The following is a 23,081-nucleotide window of genomic DNA, read 5'->3' as shown; positions in this document are numbered from 1 at the left end:
CTATTATATTGCCATTCACCTATTCGCGCCTACATTGGAGGGTGAGATAACGCAGCTAAACGGCAAGGTTAAAGCGATGAATGACGAACAAGAACCACAAGGCCAAAACCCTTTGGTGAAAAATATGGCGATTTGGGCAGCGATCATTTTCGCTTTCCTGATCATCGCGTCTATTTTCAGCGGCGGTGCAAATGATGCAGCGCAGGGCATAAGCTATTCCAATTTCCGTGAAAAAGTATCCGCTGGCCAAGTGCAGTCGGTGGCCATTGCACCTGATAAGATCACTGGCAAGCTGAAAAATAATGAGACTTTTTCAACGGTGCCCGTGGCCAGCGATTCGTCGCTATATCAACTGCTCGAAGAACAAGGCGTTGATGTGCAAGGCAAACAGGTCGAGCAGCCGAGCATGTGGCTCATCTTCCTCTATCAAGCGCTGCCATTCCTCTTAATCCTTGGCATTGCATTCTTCGTGTTACGCCAGATGCAAAAAGGCAGCGGTTCCGGCGCGATGGGCTTTGGCAAGTCCAAGGCCAAATTGCTGACCGAAAAGCATGGCAAGGTTACCTTTGAAGACGTTGCGGGTATCGACGAAGCGCGCGAAGAATTGCAGGAGATCGTCGAATTTTTGAAGGATCCGGGCAAATTTTCGCGTCTGGGCGGAAAAATTCCAAAAGGCGCTTTGCTTGTCGGATCGCCGGGAACGGGTAAAACGCTTCTGGCCCGCGCAATTGCGGGCGAAGCGGGCGTACCATTCTTCTCCATTTCAGGCTCCGATTTTGTGGAAATGTTTGTCGGCGTTGGCGCAAGCCGTGTGCGCGATATGTTTGAGCAGGCAAAAAAGAACGCACCCTGCATCGTTTTCATCGACGAAATCGACGCAGTGGGCCGCAGCCGCGGCGCAGGACTTGGCAATCAAAATGATGAGCGCGAACAGACGCTGAACCAGCTGCTTGTTGAAATGGATGGGTTTGAGGCGAATGAAGGCATCATCATCGTTGCGGCGACCAACCGCCCTGACGTGCTTGACCCTGCTTTGCTGCGTCCCGGCCGTTTTGACCGTCAGGTGACGGTGCCGTTGCCCGATATTAAGGGCCGTAAGCTCATCCTTGACGTGCATATGAAAAAAGTGCCGCTCGCACCCGATGTTGATCCCAATATTATTGCGCGAGGCACGCCCGGATTTTCGGGCGCTGAGCTGGCCAATTTGGTCAATGAAGCCGCATTGCTGGCCGCACGCCGTGCCAAACGGCTCGTTGCGATGAGCGAGTTTGAAGAGGCCAAAGACAAGGTGATGATGGGCACCGAGCGCAAATCGATGGTGATGAGCGAAGATGAAAAGCGCATGACCGCGTTCCATGAAGCGGGCCATGCAATTGTCAGCTTCTTTGAACCTGCGTCGGACCCGATCCATAAAGCGACCATTATTCCGCGTGGCCGCGCGTTGGGTATGGTGATGCAACTTCCTGAATCCGACCGGACATCCATGCACCGCGATCAAATGCACGCGCATATCTCGGTTTGGATGGCGGGTCAGATTGCCGAAAAGATCACTTTTGGCGAAGAACGCGTTTCGGCAGGTGCGTCGAGCGATATTCAGGGTGCAACCGGCATGGCAACTGCCATGGTCACGCAATGGGGCCTATCCGATCTTGGCCCGATCCAATATGAATATCAGTCGCAAAATTATCTTGGCCAAAGCGGAGCGCAGCGCCGCCCGATGGCCAACCAGACCGCACTGGCCATTGACGAAGAAATCCGCAAGATTTTGGATCGCGGCTATAAACGAGCGGAATCCTTGCTGAAAAAGCATAAGAAGGAGTTTAACCTCGTTGCCAATGCGTTGCTGGAATATGAAACATTGACCGGCGATGAAATCAGGCAGCTGATTGAAACCGGAACGATGAACCGCGACGATGATAACAAACCAAAAGCCTTGCCAGTCACGCAAACTGGATCAGCCATCCCGAAAACCGGACGCCGTAAAGGTAGCAATATTGGCGGCGCATCCCCGCAAGGCGCGTAAGTTTACCGGACCCGTTCTGAGCAATCGGATATGGTCCGGTAAATCAAATATTTACAAAATGACCCAAGCTTGTAATCTTTCGCATATCGGATGAAGGAGCAGATATGGGTATCAGGCTTTTGGCGGTTTTATTGATGTTGGCGGCGATGCCAGCGGTCGCGCACGCAATGGATGCGCAAAGCTTCTACGTCAAAGGTTTGGCGCTTCAGAAAAAGGGAACCGCCGCCATCTTGTCGCCTGAAATAAGACCACTCATGTCGGAAATGAGGAGCGCCGGAAAAGCAGTTAAGGCCGAAAATGATCGCGCCAAAGCAGCTGGAAACCCACTATTCTGCATCCCCGATAATCACGGAATGGACGCCAACAAGATGCTGGCTGAATTTGGCAAAATTCCATCCAACCGGCGCAGCAAAATGTCGGTCACACAGGCATTGCGCGAAATATTGATCCGCCGTTATCCCTGCTAAGCCTCCGTCACAGGACACAATCATGCCCATTTATTGCGATGAAAGCGGCGGCGTCGGGCGCGGGGTGATGACATTTGCTGGCGTCCATATTGAAGAGGAAGAGGCCGATGCGCTGCTGCAACGCTACCGCGAAGTCACTGGCCTGCGCACAGAGTTGAAGGGCAGCCGGATCGACATGGCCGAGCGCGCTTATATTTTTGAGCTATTCGAAAAAACCGCTGGCCGTGCCACGGTCGGCATAGCGATATCCGCGCTAAAACCGGACGAAGGAGCGGACCGCGGCGAGCATGACATAGAAATTTACACACAGCTAGCCAATGAGGTAATCGGCGCCATGTTGCCGCAAACCGGCGGATGCGGTGATGTGATCCTGGATGATGGACGCTATGGCGAACGGACGCTGGAGCTGATCCGAAGTGATATAGCCGATCAGGTAGGCCAATGGGGGCAGGTGCGGCTCGAGGAAAGTCACAAGCTGGCTGGCCTGCAAATCGCCGATGTCATTGCCAACACATTTTTCAACCGCGCATTGGTGACCGACCGTCAGGCCCGGCTTGCGGCGATTGCCGAACCTCTTTTGCAAAATGGCCGGATCGTCATGCATATCCTGCCCGACATATGAACGCTGGGCATAAAAAAGCCCGGAGCGAGGCCGGGCTTTTGAAATACATTATCGGCAATGATTACCGGTCATAATCCCGCGCAACACTGGCACCGCGCGCCGGTGCAGCCGCTGTCAGGCGAAGCGCTTCGGCAGACAGGCTGATTGAGCCAATTTCGTCGGGCGTTTCATCTTCGTCAATTTGAACTTTCTGCAGGCTTTGGGTCAAACCTTCCATAAGCTGATTAGGCTTAACGGTTTGCTCGGCAATCTCGCGCAGGGCAACAACCGGATTTTTATCGCGGTCACGGTCCAAGGTCAGCTCTGCACCGCCAGCTATTTCCCGCGCCCGCTCAGCAGCAAGCAGCACAAGGTCAAAACGGTTTGTGACCTTATCAACACAATCTTCAACGGTAACGCGCGCCATATCGGCTCCTGATTCTCATAGTTATATCGGAAAGTTGACACGCCATTAGGCCGACACCCCGCAATTGTCAATGAAAAGCAATGTGCGACGGCGCTTGCACGGGCCATAATCGGTCCCTATCTCCTATACATGACGTCAAGCCCCAAAAGCCTTGAATTGCCGGGCAAACATAGCCACGTAGGCGGACATGATCTATATCTGATCAGCGATCCGGAAAGCAGGCTGGCGGCGGTATTGCGCCTTATTGACGGGGCGCAGCGCAGCATCTTGATGTTCAGCTATATGTTTCGTGACGATGAAAGCGGACGGCAAGTGATGGCCGCCCTCATGAACGCATTGCGCCGCGGTGTATCGGTCGACCTGATCGTTGACAGCTTCGGATCAGCAGACACGCAGGACAGCTTTTTCGACAAGATTGCCGGCGCAGGAGGCCGGTTCAACCGTTTCAGCTCGCGTTGGAATATGGGCTATTTCATTCGCAACCACCAAAAGATACTCATCGCGGACCGAAGCAGCGCCTTAATAGGCGGCTATAATATAACCGATCATTATTTTGGCCGCGCAGGAGATAAAAGCTGGGAAGATTTCGGCGTTATTATTATCGGTGAAAATGTAGAGGCGCTTGCGCGATATTATGAGGAGCTGCGGAAAATTACCGCAGATGGCGGGGTGCGGTTTGGACAATTACGCAAGCTGATACAGGATTGGAAACCGCAAGACAGCAAAATTTCCTGGTTGCTGGGCGGGCCGACCAACCGGATATCGTCATGGGCATTATCGCTGAAACGGGATTTGGAAAGGGCCGAGCAACTCCACTTTGCCGCAGCCTATTTTTCGCCCTCTCAATCCATATTGCGGCGGATTGCAAAGGTCACAAGGCGCGGAAATTCTACGTTAATTATGGCCGGAAAAACCGACAATGGGGCAACGATCCCGGCCGCTCGGTCGCTATATCGCTATTTGCTGAAACGCGGTGCGCGCATTTTCGAATTTCAAACACGCCCGCTCCATTGCAAGATTATTGTCATCGACGATATCAGCTATATCGGTTCGGCAAATCTCGATATTCGCAGCTTGTTCATCAATATGGAAATTATGGTTCGCATCGACGACCGGGAGGTAGCCGAATTTGTCCGCAGCCATTTAACCGCGATGGCACAGGACAGCGAAGAACAAACGCTGATCAAACATGCGAAACGCAGCGGCTTGTTCCGGCGGATCAAGCAGGGGCTTGCTTATCTGCTCGTCAATACGCTGGACTATACCATCGGCCGCAGGATCAAATTTGGATTGCTCCGAAAACCGGCAAATTTATTGACTGATAAATTGAACAAATGAGCCCAATCGTCACTCTTTCCAGCCCCAAAATAAATGGCAGGGGAGGATGTTCCACGCTTCAAAACCATGGTCGATTTTCTTAAAATGCGGCGCCATGAAATCGCGGCAACGGGCCCGAAACTGATATACCAGAAATGCTCCGCCCGGACGTATCGCCTTGGCCGTTTCGGCGGCGATGACTGGACCCAAATCATCCGGCAATGTGGAAAATGGCAGGCCGGACAGAATATAATCGGCATGTTGAAAGCCGAAATCGCGAATAATCTGATTCACGTCCGCCGCCGACCCATGTACCGCGACAAAACGGCTATCGTGAATAGACTTGCGCAAATAGTCGACAAAGTCAGGGTTCAAATCGATCACGATCAATTTCGCATCGGGCCGCATCCGGTCCAACACCGGCTGACAAAATGTGCCGATGCCGGGGCCATATTCGACAAATAAAGTCGTATTTTCCCAATCAACCGGAGCCAGCATTTTATGCACCGTGCGCGAAGACGACGGGATGATCGACCCGACCATAACCGGATGCTTCATAAAGCCTTTGAAAAACACGCCCCACGGGCCAAAGAAACGGCTGACCTTTGTTTTCACGCGGTCGATCAGGCGCGTTTTGCTGAGGCTTGAAGATGTCATATTGGCTTATTCCAAATTTCAGGGACCCGCCCTAGTCGCAAAACTGACGCTGTGTTGCAAGCCTGTTACAGAAAAAACAACATGGTGATTTGCAACTATTCTTGCCGCCCGCACGCATATCCGCTTATGGCAGCCATATGACCTGTTATCCCGCCGGAACCATTGCTGTCATTTTCGTCGCCCAGCGCACGGCGCAAGACGGCGCAGGCTATGCCGAAGCGGCAGAGGAAATGATCCAGCTGGCGCAGCAGCAACCCGGCTATTGCGGAATCGATAGCGTTCGGGACGCCAATGGGCTGGGTATCACGGTGAGCTATTGGGCCGATGATACCGCCGCCAAGGCATGGCGCGACCATCCGCGTCACCGCGCTATCCGCGACGCTGGACGTGACCGTTGGTACAGCCATTATGATTTGCACGTCGCCGCCACCGAACGCAGCTATGATTGGGAAAAAGCGCAATGAGCAATAGCATGGGCCCCTCCCCCAATCCCAAAGACTCGTCCGGTCCCAATGACTCGCCCAATGCGATTGCCGCCGCAATTCCCAACGGGCGGCTGGTGATTTTATTCCTTGTGATGCTCGTTGCGGCAGCGGGCAATACCGCGATGCAATCCATCCTGCCCGCTATCTCAAGTCAGCTTGACATCGCCGATGTATGGGTCAGCCTCGCGTTCAGCTGGTCGGCATTATTGTGGGTTATCACCGCGCCGAAATGGGCGCATTTGTCCGATCGGCGCGGGCGAAAGCAACTGATGACGCTTGGCACCTATGGATTTATCTCCTCGATGGGCCTGTGCGGTTTGATGCTATGGCTGGGGCTGGAAGGCTTTTTGGGAGCAACGGCGACCTTCGTCCTCTTCGCCTTGTTCCGCAGCCTCTATGGCGCATTTGGCAGCGCAGCCCCGCCCGCCGTGCAGGCCTATGTCGCCGCGCGCACCGAACGGGCAGAACGGACAAAGGCGCTATCGCTGCTTGCTTCGTCCTTTGGCCTCGGCACCGTCATCGGTCCGGCTATCGCCCATTTCCTTGTTTTCTACCCGCTCGGCCTTGCAGGGCCGATGATTATCTTTGCACTGTTCGGTGTGGGCGTGCTAGTGGCGCTATATTGCTATTTGCCTGCCGATACACCGCGATTTGAAGCACGCGGCACAATCACCAGTTACCCTAGCTCGGCGCAGGTCGGCCGCCCGAATGACGAAGAGGACAACGCTCCTTTGGGTTCGCCCAAAAATGCTACGCCGCCTGCACACCTGCCTTGGCGCGACCGGCGAGTTTTGCCGTGGCTCATCGCGGGCCTGATCGGCGGGCACGCGCAGGCGGTCATGATGGGCGTGGTCGGCTTTTTGGTCCGCGACCGCCTTGGCCTGCATGACGATCCATCAGGCGCGGTTCAAGCCATTGGCAGCGTGATGTTCATCGGCGCGATGGCGACGCTGCTGGCGCAATGGGGCCTGATCCCCATATTGTCGCTTGGACCCAAAGCATCGGTGCTGTGGGGCAGCATATTGGCGCTCATCGGCGTCAGTATGACCGGGGCCAGCCACGATTTTTACGGGATCAGCACCGGTTTTGCCCTCGCCTCTTTGGGCTTTGGCCTATACCGGCCGGGCTTTACCGCCGGCGCATCGCTCGCGGTGCGGCGCAGCGAACAAGGCGATGTGGCTGGCAAAATCGCCAGCATCAACGGCGCCGCCTATATCGCTGCACCCGCGCTCGGCGTATGGCTATTCAGCATATGGGAACCGGCGACCTTCATCCTCATGGCCGCAGCGCTGGCATTCTTGATCCTTTGGGGCAAAAGGGCGCTTGCGATACCTGCGGATTAGGGTGAGGACCTAGCGCCACCGCTGGTGATATAGCTATGCCGAAGCCATGCACGGCCCTCAAGGGGCCGGGCATAGGAGTGGAGATATTCTATTTGCTGCGAAGTATCCGGTTACCGGCACCATCGACGGACACTCGTGGTTTTTCTTTACCCTCCGACCGCCACATAATTTCGTTGTAGGCCCCGTCTACAAATACGGACGCGCCGGGCTTCAAAGTGATTTTGATTTTGTTATATGCACCGTCAATTTTTAAGCTGGTGCAAACACCAGTGAATACGACATCATTATAGGCACCATCAATCACTGCCGGACCGCCTTTGCAATCGAGAGTCATCTTTTGATTTGCGCCATCGACAACAGCATTTGCACCCGCAGCGCTCGCGCCAAACAAGGATGCAGTGACAGCCAATAACGGCAAATATTTTTTCACGGTCATAAATAATATCTCCCAAACAAACTTTGTTTTTTGAAATTACGCCCAAAAAAATGAACCGAAATTGAACGATTTATTTCATCTGTAATTTCCGCAAAAAAATGTCAGAAATTCCATCGTTACATTTGCCCGCTCCTCAATCCTCATGCTTGCTGGCGTTGGTGGGCGTGACTTGGCCTGGCATGACGAAACCCATGCCGCGCGGGGTGGAGGCGGCGGTTTTTAGCTTGGTTTCGATGGTGCGATATTCTTCCTCCATCTCCACCGTCACGGTTGCCCGGCTGGCGTTCAGCGCTTGGCTGAAATGGTCCATGCGCACCTCTTTTGCTCCGCTTTCATCTTCGCGCAGCGCGAACAGGCCCGCACGGCGAACCAAATCCTCTAGGTCTGCGCCGGTATAACGGTCGGTGCGCTCGGCAATTTCATCTAGGTCAACATCCTTGCCCAGCGGCATTTTGCCGGTGTGGATGGCCAGGATGCGCCGCCGCCCCGCCTTGTCCGGCACCGTCACATAAACGAGCTCGTCAAAGCGTCCGGGGCGCAGCAACGCGGGGTCCATCAATGTCGGCCGGTTGGTCGCACCGATGACCACCACCGACTGCATTTCTTCGAGCCCATCCATTTCAGCAAGCAACGTGTTGACCACTCGCTCGCTCACTTGCGCGCCGCCGCCTGCTCCGCCGGAACGAATGGGCGCAAGGCTGTCTATCTCATCCAAGAAGATGATCGTTGGCGCCACTTGCCGCGCACGAGCAAACAAGCGGGCAATTTGCTGTTCGCTCTCGCCATACCATTTGCTCAGCAGGTCGCTCGCCTTTGTCGCGATGAAATTCGCCGATGCCTCGCGCGCGACTGCTTTGGCGAGCAGCGTTTTGCCGGTGCCGGGCGGGCCATATAGCAAAAAGCCCTTTGCCGGGCGAATACCAAGGCGGTGAAAAGCCTCCGGATTTTTCATCGGTAGCTCAACGCCCTCTTTCAACCGCATTTGCGCCTCATCCAAGCCGCCAATATCCGACCAGCGTGTATCGGGGACCTGCACCATCACTTCACGCATGGCCGACGGCTGCACGCGTTTCAGCGCGTCGGTAAAATCATCACGCGTGACACGCATATTTTCGAGCAGTTCGGGTGACAGGCTGCCGTCGCTAAAATCAATCTGCGGCATCATCCGGCGCACTGCCTCTATCGCGGCTTCGCGGCATAGCGAGGACAGGTCCGCACCGACAAAACCATAGGTCGCACGGGCCAGATCCTTCAAATCGACATTATCGGCCAGCGGCATACCGCGGGTATGGATGCCGATAATTTCGCGCCGTCCGCTTTCATCGGGAACGCCGATGATAATTTCGCGGTCAAAGCGCCCCGGACGGCGCAGCGCGGCATCGATTGCGTCAGGGCGGTTGGTGGCGGCGATGACAACCAAATTGGTGCGCGGCTCCAACCCGTCCATCAGGGTGAGCAGCTGCGCCACGAGCCGCTTTTCCGCCTCGCCATGCACCTTGTCCCGCGACGGGGCGATCGAATCTATTTCGTCGATAAACAGGATCGACGGCTGCGCTTTGGCCGCTGCATCAAAAACCTCGCGCAGCTTCTTTTCGGATTCGCCATAAGCGCTGCCCATGATTTCAGGGCCGTTGATCAGGAAAAATTGCGCATCGCTTTCATTGGCCACGGCGCGGGCAAGGCGGGTTTTACCGGTGCCAGGGGGGCCGTGGAGCAACACGCCGCGCGGCGGATCAACGCCCAGCCGCGTGAACAGCTCCGGATAACGCAGCGGCAACTCGACCATTTCGCGTAAAGCATTGATGGTATCGCCCATACCGCCGAGATCATCATAGGTCACGTCGGCGCGGCGTCCCTGCGTCGCATCGGAAAATTCGGCGCGCAGCTCAATTTCGGTGGTCGCATCAATATGCACCACGCCCTTAGGCACGGTGGACACCACCGCCAACCGAATTTCCGCCAATGAGAAAGCCGGCGCGGCCAGCATCTGACGCAGCTGCGGCGGCATATCATCGGGGGCGACCCGCTGCTGCGCATGGGTGGCAACGATATCGCCTGCAACAAAGACCCGCCCCATGAAGCTGCGCTGCAATGCCTGCGGCGGACCTTCCAGCCTCATTTCACGCTGTGCAGGGCCGAACACAACCTTAGTTGCGGCTTTGGACTCTACCTTGGCAATTTCCACTTTTTCGCCTGCGCTCGCCCCAGTATTGGCGCGCAGCAATCCATCGAGCCGGATAATCTCCAAACCCTCATCTTCGGGGTAAGGATCAACCACGCGCGCTGCGGTGCTACGTTTGCCGGTGATTTCGATCACATCCCCTTGTTGTAGGGCCAGCGACGTCATGATTTCGCGCGACAGACGCGCAAGACCGCGGCCGGAATCCTCGGCCTTTGCGTTTGCGACTTGAATTTTGGTGCTGCTATTTTCTTTTGCCATATCGGCCTTTCCCGGTCCGAGGTCGGTGATAGATAGCAGATAAATGGGCAAAAATACCCTCAGGCGCAAGGGCTGCACCGCTCAATCGCGCAAAAAAAGGGCCAGCGAATTGCTGACCCTTTGGGAAGTCTTTGGGAGAGAGTGCCGATTAGGCAATGTTCTTATGAGGGATTTGCCTATATTGCGCAAATGACAACAGCCTTTAATCGATTGCAAAACTTGCAACCACGCCTATGTTGGCCGAGCAAGGTAAATTGGAGGAAAATATGCGGCGTCTGCCCCCATTACGATCATTGGAAGCTTTTGTGCGCGTGGCCAAATTGGGCTCTGCCAAAGCAGCGGCCAGCGAATTGTCCCTGTCCCCGCCCGCGCTCAGCCGCCGTATTAAGGCCCTCGAAGATTTTATGGGCAAGTCCCTGTTTGATCGCCGGTCGCAAGCGATGATCCTCAACCATGACGGGCAACAATTACTCGATGCGATCGAGCCTGCATTGGAGGCAATGGCAGAGGCAGTGGATGAATTATCGGGTCAGGGCGGCGAATATCGGCTGCGGCTGGGCGTATTGCCTTTATTCGGGACACAGCGGCTTATCCCGCGCCTTCCCGAATTGCGTAAAATGTTTCCAAAGCTGCATATCGATGTGGATGCGTCGGCCCATGCCGAAAATCTGCTGGGCGATGTTGTAGATGCGGCCATTATCATTGCCGCCGATGTTGATCCCAAATTATATAGCGTGCGGTTGGACACCAACACCGTCTATGCCATTGCATCGAAACAAATAGCGCAAGAGCATAATATCACCAAGCCAGAGGATTTGGCCAAGCATACGGTGATTGTGCATAGTGATATGCCGAAAATATTTGACGAGTGGCGCAACGCCATGGGCATACCGAAATTGAAACCCGCCGCAATCGACAATATTTCGAGCGGGCCGCTGATGCTCGAGGCGGCGGCAAATGGCCTTGGCATTGCGATCATGCATGGCAGCCATTTGTCCGATGCAAAAGACCCCCGGTTGACACGGTTGTTCAATGTCGAGGTGGAAAGCCCCTATAGTTATTGGTTTGTCTGCCGTCCGCGCGCGCTGAAACAACGGTCGGTGAAACTGTTCCACGACTGGCTCTTAAAAGCCGGGGTATAGCCGGGGTAGCCGCGTAAAAAGAAAATGGCCGCTGACATTGCTGTCAGCGACCACTTGCACCTGATCTTGCAAACTCGCCGTCCGAAGACCGCGCTTATACGTTATCAGGTGTCCGGTTCCATTTCCTATCCGAAGATATTCCATTTCACCTTTAGCATTTTTGGTATCCCATCCGGCGTTGATCCTTAATTTCATCCGAAGATTCTATCACGGACCCGCACTTGATGTTCGTTGTCTTAATGCACGTCAGGTCTGTTCGGTTCCCTTTCCTTTCGGTCCGGTCGTTTTCCCAGTCTGGCGATCATTAGGTCAAGTAACTTGGCCGAATTCCCCGTTGCCGGTTCATTTCGCCGTGTCATTTTTCCTGCTGACAATTGAAAGATGCACCCTGCCCCCGAGTCGGTGCAATGAGAAAATGGAAAGTTATCCACAGACTGCGGAGTTAGCGGTGGAAAGTTTCGGGGATAAACAAAAACGGCCCCCAGCGCGAAGCATGAGGGCCGTTATTTCTTCCAGCGAGCGAGGGAGAGGAGGAGAGAGAGGCTCGCCGGTCAAAACTGTTTCGGTGCGTTACCGCGTCCGACGACCTGCAAATGGGCCCTTCCTAATTTTTGTGCAAGTGCGAAAAAAATTCCATCTGTTGCAAAATGTGCAACTATGTCTTTCGTTGTCAATTTTGCCAGTATTTTCAACGGGAACGGGCCTCGAAATAAATTCGAGACCCGCTATCTTTTTACAAAATTATAGGAATTTAAGCGTCGATGCTATTACCAGGCAGGCTGGAATAAGCGATTCCGCCATCGCATGCGATCGTATCGCCGCAAATATAATCTCCCGCGCGGCTGGCCAAAAAGATCGCCAATCCGGCCATATCTTCGGTAGTGCCGACACGCGGGAAAGGGATGTTTTGGCCAACGGCATCTTCATGATCCCGTGCAACCTTATTCATCTCCGATGGAAAAGCACCCGGCGCGATGCCGCTGACCAAAATATTTTGCGGTGCCAATTCGGCCGCCAACCGCCGTGTCAGATGAATCACCGCAGCCTTTGACGCTTGGTAGGGATAGGTTTGCCATGGGTTGATTTTAATGCCGTCAACCGATGCGATATTGATTATCTTTGCAGGCCGTTCAAAACTCGCCGCATTTTTCATGGTCCCGTGCAGCGCCTGTGTCAGGAAAAACAGCCCCTTCACATTCAAATCCATGGTGCGGTCCCAACCCGCCTCAGGAAAACTGCCATATTCTGCGCCCCATGCTGCTCCTGCATTATTGACCAATATATCCAGCTTCTCTTCACGCTCGGCAATTTGATGTGCCAAGCTGTGGCAGCCGTCCACGGTGGACAAATCGGCGGGTAGCCCAATCACCTTACCACCGAGGTCGGCAACAGTCTGTTCAATTTGATCCACTTTACGCGCGCTGATATACACCCGTTCACACCCGGCGGCGAGATAGCCTTCGACGATCATTCGTCCGATGCCGCGCGAACCACCCGTTACCAGTGCAACACGGCCATTAAGGTTGAATAAGGAATTGAGGTCCATTTTTATCTCCTGAAAAAATCAATAGCCGTTCATTTGGGCAACGCGGTTAATATGATAATTGGCGTCACCGAAAAATTCTGCGAGCGCCCGGTCGCGTTTCATGTAAAGGCCGATGTCATATTCATCGGTCATGCCAACGCCGCCGTGCATCTGCACGCCTTCGCGCACGGATAGGTTCGTGGCCCGTCCCGCTTTGGCTTTCGCGACGCTGACCATCATTTCGGCATTGGCGCTGCCTTCATCGCATAGTTGCTGCGCCTTCATCACCACCGCGCGGGCAATTTCAATTTCGGAATATAAATGCGCGGCGCGGTGTTGTAGGCCCTGAAACTCGCCAATCGCCTTCCCAAATTGCTTGCGTTCTTTCAGATAGTTGACCGTAATATCCATGGCGCCAGCGCCGACGCCGACGGTTTCTGCCGCCGACCCGATCCGTCCAGCGCGCAGCATCCGGTCAAGGACAGCCGCTCCCTGATCAACCTCTCCAATAACCGCGTCGGCGGTCAGCTCCACATTGTCCAAAGTGACATGAGCCGCCACCGCACTATCCACCAGCCGCACCGCTTCTACGTCCATCCCCTTCGTGTCTTTTTCAACCGCGAACAGGGTCAGGCCATTGTCCGTCCGCGCCGCAACGATTAGCATATCTGCCGATGCGCCGTGAATGACAAATTGCTTTTTGCCGTTCAACCGAAACCCGTTACCCGACCGCTGCGCCTCCATCGCAATTGCTTCGGGACGGTGCTTTGCCTGTTCGTCAATGGCCAGCGCCAGAACGGTTTCACCCGCCAATATGCCCGGCAGCCAGCGGCTGCGCATTTCGGCGCTGCCCGCATTCAGTGCCTCGACACCCGCAACAGCAGTGGTCAAAAATGGTGATGGTGACAAGTTGCGGCCAATCTCTTCCAAAATGATGCCGGCTTCATAATGGCCCATGCCAAGCCCGCCATCGTCCTCGCTCACCAAAATGCCGTTAAAGCCCATTTCGCCAAATTGCTTCCACAAGGAGTGGCTGAAGCCATCCTTACAGTTTTTGTCGCGAAATTCGCGCAGATGGGCAACCGGAGCTTCTGATTTCATAAATTCCCGCGCGCTATCCGCGAGCATTTGCTGTTCGTCATTATGATAAAGGGGCATATTTTTTCCTAAACATTAAGCGGGCGGCCATGGACTGCTCCACGGCAAACGGGCGCAGTAAAGTGAGTTACCCGCCGGGTAGTTCGAGTATGCGCTTTGAGATGACATTCAACATCACCTCGCTCGTGCCGCCTTCGATGCTATTCGCTTTGGTGCGAAGCCAGTCGCGGGGCTTTTTGCCTTCACCCGATGCTTCGCTGTCCCATTCCAACCCGTCGCTGCCCGATGCCGCCATGATCAGCTCATGGCGTTTTTTGTTAAGCTCCGTACCTGCATATTTCATCATATTGGGCTGTGCGGGATGGCCCTTGCCTGCTTTCATTTCATCCATGAATTTCTCGCTCATTGCGCGAAACGCCATGGTTTCAATATCAAATGCCGCCATTTCAGCGCGTAAGATAGGGTCAAGCGCCGCAATATCGGCATAGGCCGCGCCGATGCTCGGCATATCGAGCGAAACACCGCCACCCGAAATCATTTCACGTTCATGACCCAGCAGATATTTGGCCACATCCCAGCCGCGGTTAAGCTCGCCGACAATCTGATGCTTGGGCACTTTGACATTGTCGAAAAATGTTTCACAAAATGGGCTTTTGCCGCTGATGAGTTTAATCGGCTTGGTCGTGACGCCCGGTGTTTCCATGTCGAATAACAGGAAACTGATGCCGCGATATTTGTCATTTTTGTCGGTCCGAACGAGACAGAAAATCCAGTCCGCCTTGTCGGCATAGCTGGTCCATACTTTCTGGCCATTGACGTTCCAATGGTCGCCCATATCCTCGCCATAGGTTTGCAGGGACACAAGGTCACTGCCGCTGCCCGGCTCGCTATATCCCTGACACCAGCGGATTTCTCCGCGCGCAATTTGCGGCAGATAATGTTTCTTCTGCTCCTCGGTTCCGAATTGCAGCAATGCCGGGCCAAGCATCCAAATGCCAAAGCTGGACAAGGGCAAGCGGCATTTCAGCTTCGCCATTTCCTGACGCAGCACCTTCGCCTCTGCCGGGGTTAAACCACCGCCGCCATATTCCGTCGGCCAGTCGGGAACGGTCCAGCCGCGCTCCGCCATAATATTGAGCCATTGTTTTTGCGCATCATTTTGAAAGACAAATTTGCGCCCGCCCCAGCACATGTCATCATCGCCTTTTACTGGCAATCGCATTTCGGGGGGACAGTTGGCTTCTAACCAGACGCGGGTTTCGGCGCGGAATTTTTCCAGATCGGTCATGAATCAATCTCCTCTAATGTTGTGCAGACTAAGGCCAGAAACGCGGTGCTGGCAAGCAAGATATACGGAATTACGGGCAATAGCAGCGTGCCGTAACGTCAATAGATAACCAATTTGAGGGCTGGCCATAGCCGCTTTATTCTGACACAGTTAATCGGACAGTTAATGAGAAGAGGAAGATGATTCATGGATTTCGAACTGACGGAGAAGCAAAGCTATTGGCGTGACCGGGTCCGCGACTTTATCGAAGCTAAAGTGCGTCCCGCCGTTCCTGTTTACAAGGAACAGGATGCCGCCGGGGACCGCTGGAAAGTCATCCCGATCCTTGAAGATTTGAAAAAGGAAGCGAAGGCGGCGGGCATATGGAATTTATTCATGCCGCCATCATCGGGTCACCCCCATGTCGATGACACTGTCGCCTTTGAAGGCCCCGGGCTGACCAATCTGGAATATGCACTTTGCGCCGAAGAAATGGGCCGCATCGGCTTTGCGTCGGAAGTGTTCAACTGTTCTGCGCCTGACACAGGCAATATGGAAGTGTTCATGCGCTATGGCACAGCGGAGCAGAAGCAGAAATGGATGGTGCCATTGATGAACGGCGAAATCCGCAGCGCCTTTTTGATGACAGAGCCTGCCGTCGCATCATCCGATGCCACCAATATTGAAACCCGCATGGTTCGGGACGGTGATGAATACGTCATCAATGGCGTTAAATGGTGGTCATCGGGCGCAGGCGATCCGCGCTGCAAAATCGCGATTGTCATGGGTAAAACCGATACCGAGGCGCAGCGCCATGCGCAGCAATCACAGATATTGGTCCCGCTCGACGCACCGGGCGTCAATATCCTTCGGCACTTACCCGTCTTTGGTTATGACGATGCGCCACATGGCCATATGGAGATCGAGCTGAAAGATGTGCGCGTTCCAGTGTCCAATTGCATATTGGGTGAAGGGCGCGGATTCGAAATTGCGCAGGGCCGCTTGGGGCCAGGCCGTATTCATCACTGTATGCGCACTATTGGCGTTGCCGAAGAGGCGCTGGAAAAAATGACGAAGCGGCTATTGTCGCGGGTCGCTTTTGGCAAGACTATCGCCGAGCATAGCGTGTGGGAAGAACGGATTGCCCGCGCCCGGATCGACATAGAAATGACCCGGCTACTATGCCTGAAGGCCGCCGATATGATGGATAAGGTCGGCAATAAAGCCGCAGCAGCCGAAATTGCGATGATCAAGGTTCAAGCCCCGAATATGGCGCTGAAAATCATTGATGACGCAATACAGGCGCATGGCGGCGGCGGCGTTTCAGAAGATTTCGGACTAGCCGCAGCCTATGCCCATCAACGCACATTGCGGCTGGCCGATGGTCCGGATGAAGTGCACGCGCGCGCCATTGCCCGGATGGAATTTGGCAAGCATGGCGGACGTCCATCATCGCGCATTTCGTCAGGTGACATGGCGGCCACCCGTTAAGCGGCAAGACGGGTGAAAGCCAAAAACGGAGGAGCGCCGTTATGAAAGCAGCCATTCTGGTCGAACCGGGAAAAAAGCTGGAAATAGAAGATGTCGTTATTTCCAAACCGCAAGCGCATGAGGTTTTAATCCGCACCGCCGCTTGCGGTCTATGTCATAGCGATCTGCATTTCATCGACGGCGCCTATCCCCATGCCCTGCCCGCCATCGCCGGGCATGAGGCAGCGGGCATTGTCGAGGCCGTGGGCAGCGAAGTGCGCAGCGTGAAGGTGGGCGATGCAGTTGTTACCTGCCTGTCCGCATTTTGCGGGCAATGCGAATTTTGCGTGACCGGGCGTATGTCGCTGTGCCTTGGTGCAGCAACGCGGCGGGGACCAAGCGACGCGCCGCGTATTACGCGCGCGGACGGCTCTCCGGTGGCGCAAATGCTCAACCTGTCGGCCTTTGCCGAACAGATGCTGATCCACGAAAATGCCTGCGTTGCGATCAACCCCGATATGCCGCTCGACCGGGCGGCAGTCATTGGCTGTGCAGTCACCACCGGCGCGGGCACTATATTTAACGCCTGCAACGTAACGCCCGGCGAAAGCATTGCCGTCATCGGCTGCGGCGGGGTTGGGCTTGCGACCATAAACGCCGCAAAGATTGCCGGTGCTGGCCGGATCATCGCTTGCGACCCGCTGCCTGAAAAACGGGCTTTGGCGCAAAAGCTGGGGGCGACCGATGTGATCGACGCGCTGGCGGATGACGCGGCGGCACAAATTATCGAAATGACACAGGGCGGTGTGCATCATGCGATCGAAGCCGTGGGCCGACCGGAATCCGGTGAGCTGGCCGTCAAAATATTACGGCGCGGCGGCACGGCGACGATATTGGGAATGATGCCGCTAAACCATAAAGTCGGCCTATCGGCGATGGACCTGCTAGGCAGCAAAAAATTGCAGGGCGCAATCATGGGCGGCAACCATTTCCCAGTTGATATACCCCGGCTTGTTGATTTCTACCTGCGCGATATGCTCGATCTCGACAGCATCATTGCGGAGACGATACCGCTGGCCCAGATTAACGATGGTTTTGATAAAATGAGGAAAGGTGATGCCGCCCGGTCGGTCATCATATTTGACCAATGACAGAAACACTTGATGCTCAAAAAGCCTTTAGCGGAACCGTTATACCCGAAGGCGCGGATAAGCTAGACGAGGTCAAGCTGACTGCATGGATGGCCGAAAATGTGGAAGGCTTTACAGGGCCGATCACGGTGCGCAAATTTGCCGGCGGCCAATCCAACCCAACCTATAAAATCAGCGCCGAGAGCGGCGAATATGTATTGCGCCGCAAACCGTTCGGCAAATTGCTGCCTTCGGCTCATGCAGTGGACCGGGAATTTCGCGTTATATCCGGCCTATATCCAACCGGGTTTCCGGTGGCGCGTCCCTATGGCCTGTGCACCGATGATGATGTTGCGGGCAGTATGTTTTATGTGATGGGCATGGTCGAAGGGCGTACTTTCTGGAACGGCGCATTGCCCGACAGCAACCCGGATGAACGACGCGCCATTTACATGGAAATGATTGATGTGCTGGCCGCGCTCCATAATGTCGATGTGGACGCGGCTGATCTTTCCGAATTTGGCAAGCCCGGGAATTATTTCGGACGGCAGATTGAACGGTGGACCAAGCAATATCGCCTGTCCGAAACCGAAACGATGCCAGAGATGGAAAGCCTGATGAAATGGCTGCCCGAAACCATGCCGGAACAAACGCGGACCAGCGTGGTGCATGGGGATTACCGGATCGACAATGCCATATTCGATGCTCATGAGGCAAAGGTGCGCGCGGTGCTCGATTGGGAGCTATCGACGCTTGGCGATCCACTGGCGGATTTCACCTATGTCTGCATGGCTTGGGTGACGCCCAACGAAGGGCGCTCCGGCGTCATGGATCTCGACCGCGCCGCGCTGGGCATCCCCGAATTGGAGGAAGTCATCGAACGCTATTGCGCGGCCACCGGACGGGACGGCATCCCCGATATGAATTGGTATTTCGCCTATAATTTCTTCCGTCTGGCCGGGATCATTCAAGGCATTAAGAAACGAGTGATCGAAGGCACAGCAAGCAGCGCCCATGCAAAAAATATGTCCGAACGCGTCACGCCCTTGGCGCAGGCCGCATGGGCGTTTGCGCAAAAGGCGGGAGCCTAACATCATTCGCGGTAGCGATAGCCGAGGCCATATGAGGGCAAAGGCCGCAGGATAAAGAGGAGAGAAATATGTCCCTGTTCGACATGAGCGGCGATGTCGCCATCATTACGGGATCGTCGCGCGGGATCGGCCGGGCCATCGCATTTGAAATGGCGGCACAAGGCGCAAAGGTCGTTATTTCCAGCCGCAAGCTCGATGCCTGCGAGGCGACCGCCGCCGAAATCAACGCGCAATATGGCGAAGGCACGGCTATCGCGGTTGCCGCAAATATTTCATCCAAGGATGATCTGCAAAATCTGGTCGATGAAACCCGCAGCGCTTTTGGCAAGATTACCGTTTTGGTCTGCAACGCGGCAACCAATCCCTATTATGGCCCGTCATTGGGGATTAGCGATGATCAGTTTCGTAAGATTATGGACAATAATATCCTGTCCAACCATTGGCTGATCGGCATGGCAGCGCCAGAAATGCTGGAGCGCGGGTCCGGCGCGATCACGATCATTTCGTCCATCGGCGGGGTGAAAGGGTCGCCCATCATCGGCGCCTATTGCATTTCCAAGGCCGCCGACATGCAAATGGCGCGCAATCTGGCGGTTGAATTTGGACCGCAGGGCGTGCGCGTCAATTGCGTTGCACCCGGGCTGATCCGGACCGACATGGCAAAGGCGCTGACCGACAATCCCGAAACCTTGAAACGTTCCACCGACATGGCCTGCTTGAAACGCATCGGCGAACCGCCGGAAATTGCCGGTGCTGTCGTTTTTCTGTCGTCAAAGGCAGGCGCATTCACAACCGGACAAACCATCATCTGCGATGGCGGAGCCACAATATCAGGAGGAGCATAATGGCCGCATTGGACGGAAAAATTGCAATCATCACCGGCGCAGGCAGCGGCATTGGCCGCGCGTCCGCCATCCGCTTTGCCGCCGAAGGGGCGAAAGTGATATTGGGTGATATGGCAGAGAGCGTGCAGGAAACCGCAAAGATGATCGGTGACGGCGCGGCCGCGATGCAGATGGATGCAGGCAAGGAAGAGGATGTTGCGGCTATCGTAAAGCTGGCGCTGGATACCCATGGCCGGATCGACATCGCCTTTGCCAATGCCGGTATATCGGGCGGTATGGAGGGGATATTCGACAATAGCGTTGAAAATTTTACTGAGGTGCTGCGCGTCAATTTGATTGGCCCCTGGTTGATGGTCAAGCATGCTGGAAAAGTCATGGCCGATGCCGGAAACGGCGGATCAATAATCCTGACGGCCAGCGTTGCGGGCATCCGTTCGGGCGCAGGCGGCCCGCCCTATTCAGCCAGTAAAGCGGGCGTCATTAACCTGGCCATGGTATCGGCGCAGCAGATGAGCGACACCGGCGTCCGGGTCAACGCCATCTGCCCCGGCCTGACCGAAACCGGCATGACCAAACCAACATTTGATTATGCCAAGGCAAAGGATGTGATGCATAAAGTAGGGCGGCTGAACCCGCTGCGCCGGGGTGCACAGCCAGAGGAGCTGGCCAATGTTGCCTTGTTCCTTGCCAGCGATCAGGCAAGCTATATCAATGGGCAGGCAATCGCCGTTGATGGCGGTCTGTCCAGTTCCCATCCCGTGACGCGGCAATTGACCGGGCAAACGGCGGTATGATGCACGGACCCGCCAGCCCTTCCGTCTTCGGCTTCCTGCCTGACCGGTTGGAGCGCATTGGCGCGTTTATTCAAAGCACATATCTGGATAGCGGGCGGATGCCGTTCGGGTCGCTGCTGATCGGGCGCGGTGATGAGATCGCCTATCGCTGGACATCTGGCACGAGCGAGGACGCCATTTTCCGCATCGCGTCGATGACCAAGCCGATTACCTCCATCGCCTTCATGCAGCTGGTGGAACAAGGCAAGGCGGCGCTCAGCGATCCGGTCGCCAAATATCTGCCTGAATTTGCCAATATGGGCGTTTTTGTTGCGGGCGGCGGCAACATCCCATTTTACACCCGCCCACCGGTGCAGCCAATGCGCATCATCGACCTGCTGCGCCATACCAGCGGGTTGACCTATAGCTTTCAAGAACGCACCGCGGTCGACGCCGCCTATCGCAGCAGCGATATTGAAAGCTGGAATAAATTTGACTCGGACAGCTTCATCGCTGGCCTTGCGAAAATTCCGCTGCAATTTGACCCGGGCAGCAGCTGGAATTATTCGGTGTCCACCGACGTTCTGGGCGTCATTGTTGAGCGGATATCGGGGCAGCGGCTGGGCGATTATTTTGCCGAACATATCTTCGCGCCGCTGGGCATGACCGATACAAGCTTTCAGGTCGAAGCATCGAAAGCCAGCCGGTTAACAGCCAGCTTTGCCTTTCACCCAACCGACAAAATGATCCCCAACGATCCGGGCGGCGCAGACAGCGCATGGGCCAAAGGGTTCAAAATCCATTCGGGCGGCGGCGGGCTTTCGTCTACTGTTGCCGATTATCATTTATTCTGCCGGATGCTGCTGAATGGCGGAGCGCTTGATGGCGCGCAGATTATCAGCCCCAAAATATTAGAGCTGATGACCGCAAATCACCTGCCGGGTGGCGGCGATTTGACACAGCATTCCACGGCGTTATTCAGCGAGGCGGAAAATGCAGGCATTGGCTTTGGCCTTGGCTTTGCCGTCAATATTGATCCGGCCGCCACGATGATCCCGGGATCGCAGGGCGAATTTTCATGGGGCGGCATGTATTCGACGACATTTTTTGTCGATCCGCAGGAAGATATCTGCATGATATTTATGACGCAGCTCATGCCGTCCATGACCTACCCCATTCGCCGCGAAATTCGCACCATGCTCTATGCGGCGCTTGCCGCCTGACAAATTGAAGGAAATCTCCATGCAATCCGTAACCACCCAAATCCATGATGATGTTCTTGTCGTTTTGGTCGACAACCCGCCCGTCAACGCGCTGAGCTGGCACGTCCGGCAGGGTCTGAAAGACGGCGTAGCAGAAGGGCTGAGCAATGATGCGGTCAAAGCGATTGTGCTGCGCTGCGATGGCAGCACCTTTATCGCGGGCGCGGATATTACCGAATTTACGCAGGCTCCCAAGGAACCCGGCTTGCACGCAACGCTCGACGCAATGGAGCAATCGAGCAAACCGATCATCGCCGCGATTCATGGCACCGCGCTTGGTGGCGGTTTGGAAACGGCGCTCTGCTGCCATTACCGGATCGCCGTACCCTCGGCCATGCTGGGCGTGCCGGAGGTTAAGCTTGGCCTATTGCCCGGTGCTGGTGGGACGCAGCGTTTGCCGCGTTTAGTGGGCGTTGAAGCAGCAGCGAATATGTGTTCGGGCGGCGTGCCCGTCCCTGCCCCTGCGGCCAAGGATATGGGCCTTGTGGACAGGATCGCCGGAGAGGCAAGCCTGGCGGAAGATGCCATCGCCTTTGCCCGCGAGATGATCGCGCAGGGGCCCCGCGCCACCCGCGACCTGCCCGTGAAGGGCGATGCTTCATCCATCGAAGCATTAAAAGTCGCCAATGCCCGCAAATGGAAAGGCTTCGATGCCCCTTACGCCAACCTTGCCTGTGTTGAGGCGGCCACGCGTTTATCCTTTGATGAAGGCATGGCCTTTGAACAGACCGAGTTTATGAAGCTGATGATGGGCAGCCAATCGGCGGCGCAGCGGCATATTTTCTTCGCCGAACGGCAAGCCGCAAAGATTGACGGCCTGCCCAAAGATTTGCCCCTGCGCGACATTAAAAAAGTCGGTGTCATTGGTGCAGGCACGATGGGCGGCGGCATATCGATGAATTTTCTAGCCAAAGGTATCCCAGTTACCATCGTCGAAATGGCACAGGAAAATCTTGATCGCGGCGTCGGTGTGATCCGCAAAAATTACGAAGCCAGCGCCGCTAAGGGCCGCTTCACGGCTGAACAGGTTGAGGGCATGATGGGCCTGCTCACCCCCAGTCTTTCGATGGATGACCTTGCCGATTGCGATTTGGTGATCGAGGCCGTGTATGAAAGCATGGAGGTGAAGAAGGAGGTTTTTGGAAAGCTGGACAGCATTTGCAAGCCGGGCGCGATCCTAGGTCACATACTCATAAAAGGGATTCCCAAGAAGCGTAATATCTGATTCAGTCTTTTTGCGAAAGGAGACTGGGTAATGGGACGTTTTGATTTGACTGATTTT

At 55.2% G+C, this 23,081-nt stretch carries 20 protein-coding genes and 1 pseudogene; 14 read left to right on the top strand and 7 right to left on the bottom strand.

All coding sequences use genetic code 11. The features are described from left to right. The first annotated feature begins 76 nt into the window (after nucleotides 1–76). The 3 genes from ftsH (at nucleotide 77) to ACFOWX_RS13440 (ending at nucleotide 3,112) form a co-directional block, all read left to right on the top strand. Nucleotides 77–2,023: an ATP-dependent zinc metalloprotease FtsH gene (gene ftsH, locus ACFOWX_RS13450; protein ID WP_381425179.1), complete on the top strand. Its 1,947-nt coding sequence runs from the start codon at nucleotides 77–79 to the stop codon at nucleotides 2,021–2,023. 104 nt (nucleotides 2,024–2,127) lie between these two features. Then, on the top strand, nucleotides 2,128–2,490 hold the full coding sequence (locus ACFOWX_RS13445) for a hypothetical protein (RefSeq protein WP_381425157.1): 363 nt from the start codon (nucleotides 2,128–2,130) through the stop codon (nucleotides 2,488–2,490). A 22-nt stretch (nucleotides 2,491–2,512) separates the two neighbouring features. After that, complete coding sequence (locus tag ACFOWX_RS13440) at nucleotides 2,513–3,112, top strand: DUF3800 domain-containing protein (protein WP_381425155.1); 600 nt, start codon at nucleotides 2,513–2,515, stop codon at nucleotides 3,110–3,112. Between the two features lie 61 nt (nucleotides 3,113–3,173). On the opposite strand, the gene rpoZ is transcribed toward ACFOWX_RS13440, so the two are convergent. Beyond that, the gene (gene rpoZ / locus ACFOWX_RS13435; RefSeq protein WP_381425153.1) at nucleotides 3,174–3,518 is read right to left on the bottom strand and encodes a DNA-directed RNA polymerase subunit omega; all 345 of its coding nucleotides are present in this window, start codon (nucleotides 3,516–3,518) and stop codon (nucleotides 3,174–3,176) included. Between the two features lie 129 nt (nucleotides 3,519–3,647). On the opposite strand from rpoZ, the gene ACFOWX_RS13430 reads away from it, so the two are divergent. After that, nucleotides 3,648–4,856 (top strand): phospholipase D-like domain-containing protein, encoded by a 1,209-nt coding sequence (locus ACFOWX_RS13430; protein WP_381425151.1) that lies wholly within the window; start codon nucleotides 3,648–3,650, stop codon nucleotides 4,854–4,856. Between the two features lie 9 nt (nucleotides 4,857–4,865). Here ACFOWX_RS13430 and ACFOWX_RS13425 read toward each other — a convergent pair whose 3' ends face one another. Continuing rightward, nucleotides 4,866–5,492 (bottom strand): class I SAM-dependent methyltransferase, encoded by a 627-nt coding sequence (locus ACFOWX_RS13425; protein ID WP_381425149.1) that lies wholly within the window; start codon nucleotides 5,490–5,492, stop codon nucleotides 4,866–4,868. Nucleotides 5,493–5,629: 137 nt separating this feature from the next. Between ACFOWX_RS13425 and ACFOWX_RS13420 the strand changes: the two genes are divergently transcribed. Together ACFOWX_RS13420 and ACFOWX_RS13415 are read left to right on the top strand one after the other, a co-directional pair. Next, nucleotides 5,630–5,956, top strand: a complete 327-nt coding sequence (locus ACFOWX_RS13420; protein ID WP_381425147.1) for an antibiotic biosynthesis monooxygenase family protein — start codon at nucleotides 5,630–5,632, stop codon at nucleotides 5,954–5,956. After that, nucleotides 5,953–7,320 (top strand): MFS transporter, encoded by a 1,368-nt coding sequence (locus tag ACFOWX_RS13415; protein ID WP_381425145.1) that lies wholly within the window; start codon nucleotides 5,953–5,955, stop codon nucleotides 7,318–7,320. Before ACFOWX_RS13420 ends, ACFOWX_RS13415 begins: the two co-directional genes overlap by 4 nt. A gap of 88 nt (nucleotides 7,321–7,408) precedes the next feature. Here the strand turns inward: ACFOWX_RS13415 and ACFOWX_RS13410 are convergent, their stop codons facing one another. Beyond that, nucleotides 7,409–7,756: a DUF3060 domain-containing protein gene (locus tag ACFOWX_RS13410; protein WP_381425143.1), complete on the bottom strand. Its 348-nt coding sequence runs from the start codon at nucleotides 7,754–7,756 to the stop codon at nucleotides 7,409–7,411. Between the two features lie 133 nt (nucleotides 7,757–7,889). Next, nucleotides 7,890–10,196: a CDC48 family AAA ATPase gene (locus tag ACFOWX_RS13405; protein ID WP_381425142.1), complete on the bottom strand. Its 2,307-nt coding sequence runs from the start codon at nucleotides 10,194–10,196 to the stop codon at nucleotides 7,890–7,892. Nucleotides 10,197–10,462: 266 nt separating this feature from the next. Between ACFOWX_RS13405 and ACFOWX_RS13400 the strand changes: the two genes are divergently transcribed. After that, on the top strand, nucleotides 10,463–11,338 hold the full coding sequence (locus ACFOWX_RS13400; RefSeq protein ID WP_381425140.1) for a LysR substrate-binding domain-containing protein: 876 nt from the start codon (nucleotides 10,463–10,465) through the stop codon (nucleotides 11,336–11,338). 751 nt (nucleotides 11,339–12,089) lie between these two features. Here ACFOWX_RS13400 and ACFOWX_RS13395 read toward each other — a convergent pair. From ACFOWX_RS13395 to ACFOWX_RS13385, 3 genes are all read right to left on the bottom strand, one after another. Next, complete coding sequence (locus tag ACFOWX_RS13395) at nucleotides 12,090–12,884, bottom strand: SDR family oxidoreductase (RefSeq protein ID WP_381425138.1); 795 nt, start codon at nucleotides 12,882–12,884, stop codon at nucleotides 12,090–12,092. A gap of 18 nt (nucleotides 12,885–12,902) precedes the next feature. Further along, nucleotides 12,903–14,021, bottom strand: a complete 1,119-nt coding sequence (locus tag ACFOWX_RS13390) for an acyl-CoA dehydrogenase family protein (protein WP_381425136.1) — start codon at nucleotides 14,019–14,021, stop codon at nucleotides 12,903–12,905. A 67-nt stretch (nucleotides 14,022–14,088) separates the two neighbouring features. After that, nucleotides 14,089–15,249 carry an acyl-CoA dehydrogenase family protein gene (locus tag ACFOWX_RS13385; RefSeq protein ID WP_381425134.1) on the bottom strand — a complete coding sequence of 387 codons (1,161 nt, stop codon included), beginning with the start codon at nucleotides 15,247–15,249 and terminating at the stop codon, nucleotides 14,089–14,091. 186 nt (nucleotides 15,250–15,435) lie between these two features. On the opposite strand from ACFOWX_RS13385, the gene ACFOWX_RS13380 reads away from it, so the two are divergent. The 7 genes and pseudogenes from ACFOWX_RS13380 to ACFOWX_RS13350 all read left to right on the top strand — a co-directional run. Then, nucleotides 15,436–16,719, top strand: coding sequence for an acyl-CoA dehydrogenase family protein (locus tag ACFOWX_RS13380; protein ID WP_381425132.1), 1,284 nt, complete (start codon nucleotides 15,436–15,438; stop codon nucleotides 16,717–16,719). Between the two features lie 41 nt (nucleotides 16,720–16,760). Further along, entirely contained in the window at nucleotides 16,761–17,849 is a 1,089-nt protein-coding gene (locus ACFOWX_RS13375; protein ID WP_381425130.1) for a Zn-dependent alcohol dehydrogenase, read from the top strand. Next, nucleotides 17,846–18,919 (top strand): phosphotransferase family protein, encoded by a 1,074-nt coding sequence (locus ACFOWX_RS13370; protein ID WP_381425128.1) that lies wholly within the window; start codon nucleotides 17,846–17,848, stop codon nucleotides 18,917–18,919. The genes ACFOWX_RS13375 and ACFOWX_RS13370 overlap by 4 nt, the downstream gene beginning before the upstream one ends. A gap of 68 nt (nucleotides 18,920–18,987) precedes the next feature. Next, nucleotides 18,988–19,764 (top strand): SDR family NAD(P)-dependent oxidoreductase, encoded by a 777-nt coding sequence (locus tag ACFOWX_RS13365; protein WP_381425125.1) that lies wholly within the window; start codon nucleotides 18,988–18,990, stop codon nucleotides 19,762–19,764. After that, entirely contained in the window at nucleotides 19,764–20,558 is a 795-nt protein-coding gene (locus ACFOWX_RS13360) for an SDR family NAD(P)-dependent oxidoreductase (RefSeq protein ID WP_381425122.1), read from the top strand. The genes ACFOWX_RS13365 and ACFOWX_RS13360 overlap by 1 nt, the downstream gene beginning before the upstream one ends. Continuing rightward, nucleotides 20,555–21,760, top strand: coding sequence for a serine hydrolase domain-containing protein (locus ACFOWX_RS13355; RefSeq protein WP_381425120.1), 1,206 nt, complete (start codon nucleotides 20,555–20,557; stop codon nucleotides 21,758–21,760). The genes ACFOWX_RS13360 and ACFOWX_RS13355 overlap by 4 nt, the downstream gene beginning before the upstream one ends. A gap of 19 nt (nucleotides 21,761–21,779) precedes the next feature. Next, nucleotides 21,780–22,979: pseudogene (locus ACFOWX_RS13350) on the top strand (enoyl-CoA hydratase-related protein); the annotation flags it as partial. Nucleotides 22,980–23,081: the final 102 nt, after the last annotated feature.

Origin of the sequence: Sphingorhabdus arenilitoris (assembly GCF_042651485.1) — a bacterium.
GTDB classification, from domain to species: domain Bacteria; phylum Pseudomonadota; class Alphaproteobacteria; order Sphingomonadales; family Sphingomonadaceae; genus Sphingorhabdus_B; species Sphingorhabdus_B arenilitoris.
The sequence above is the reverse complement of the archived record's forward strand: the minus strand, read 5'-3'. Positions and strand labels throughout refer to the sequence as shown.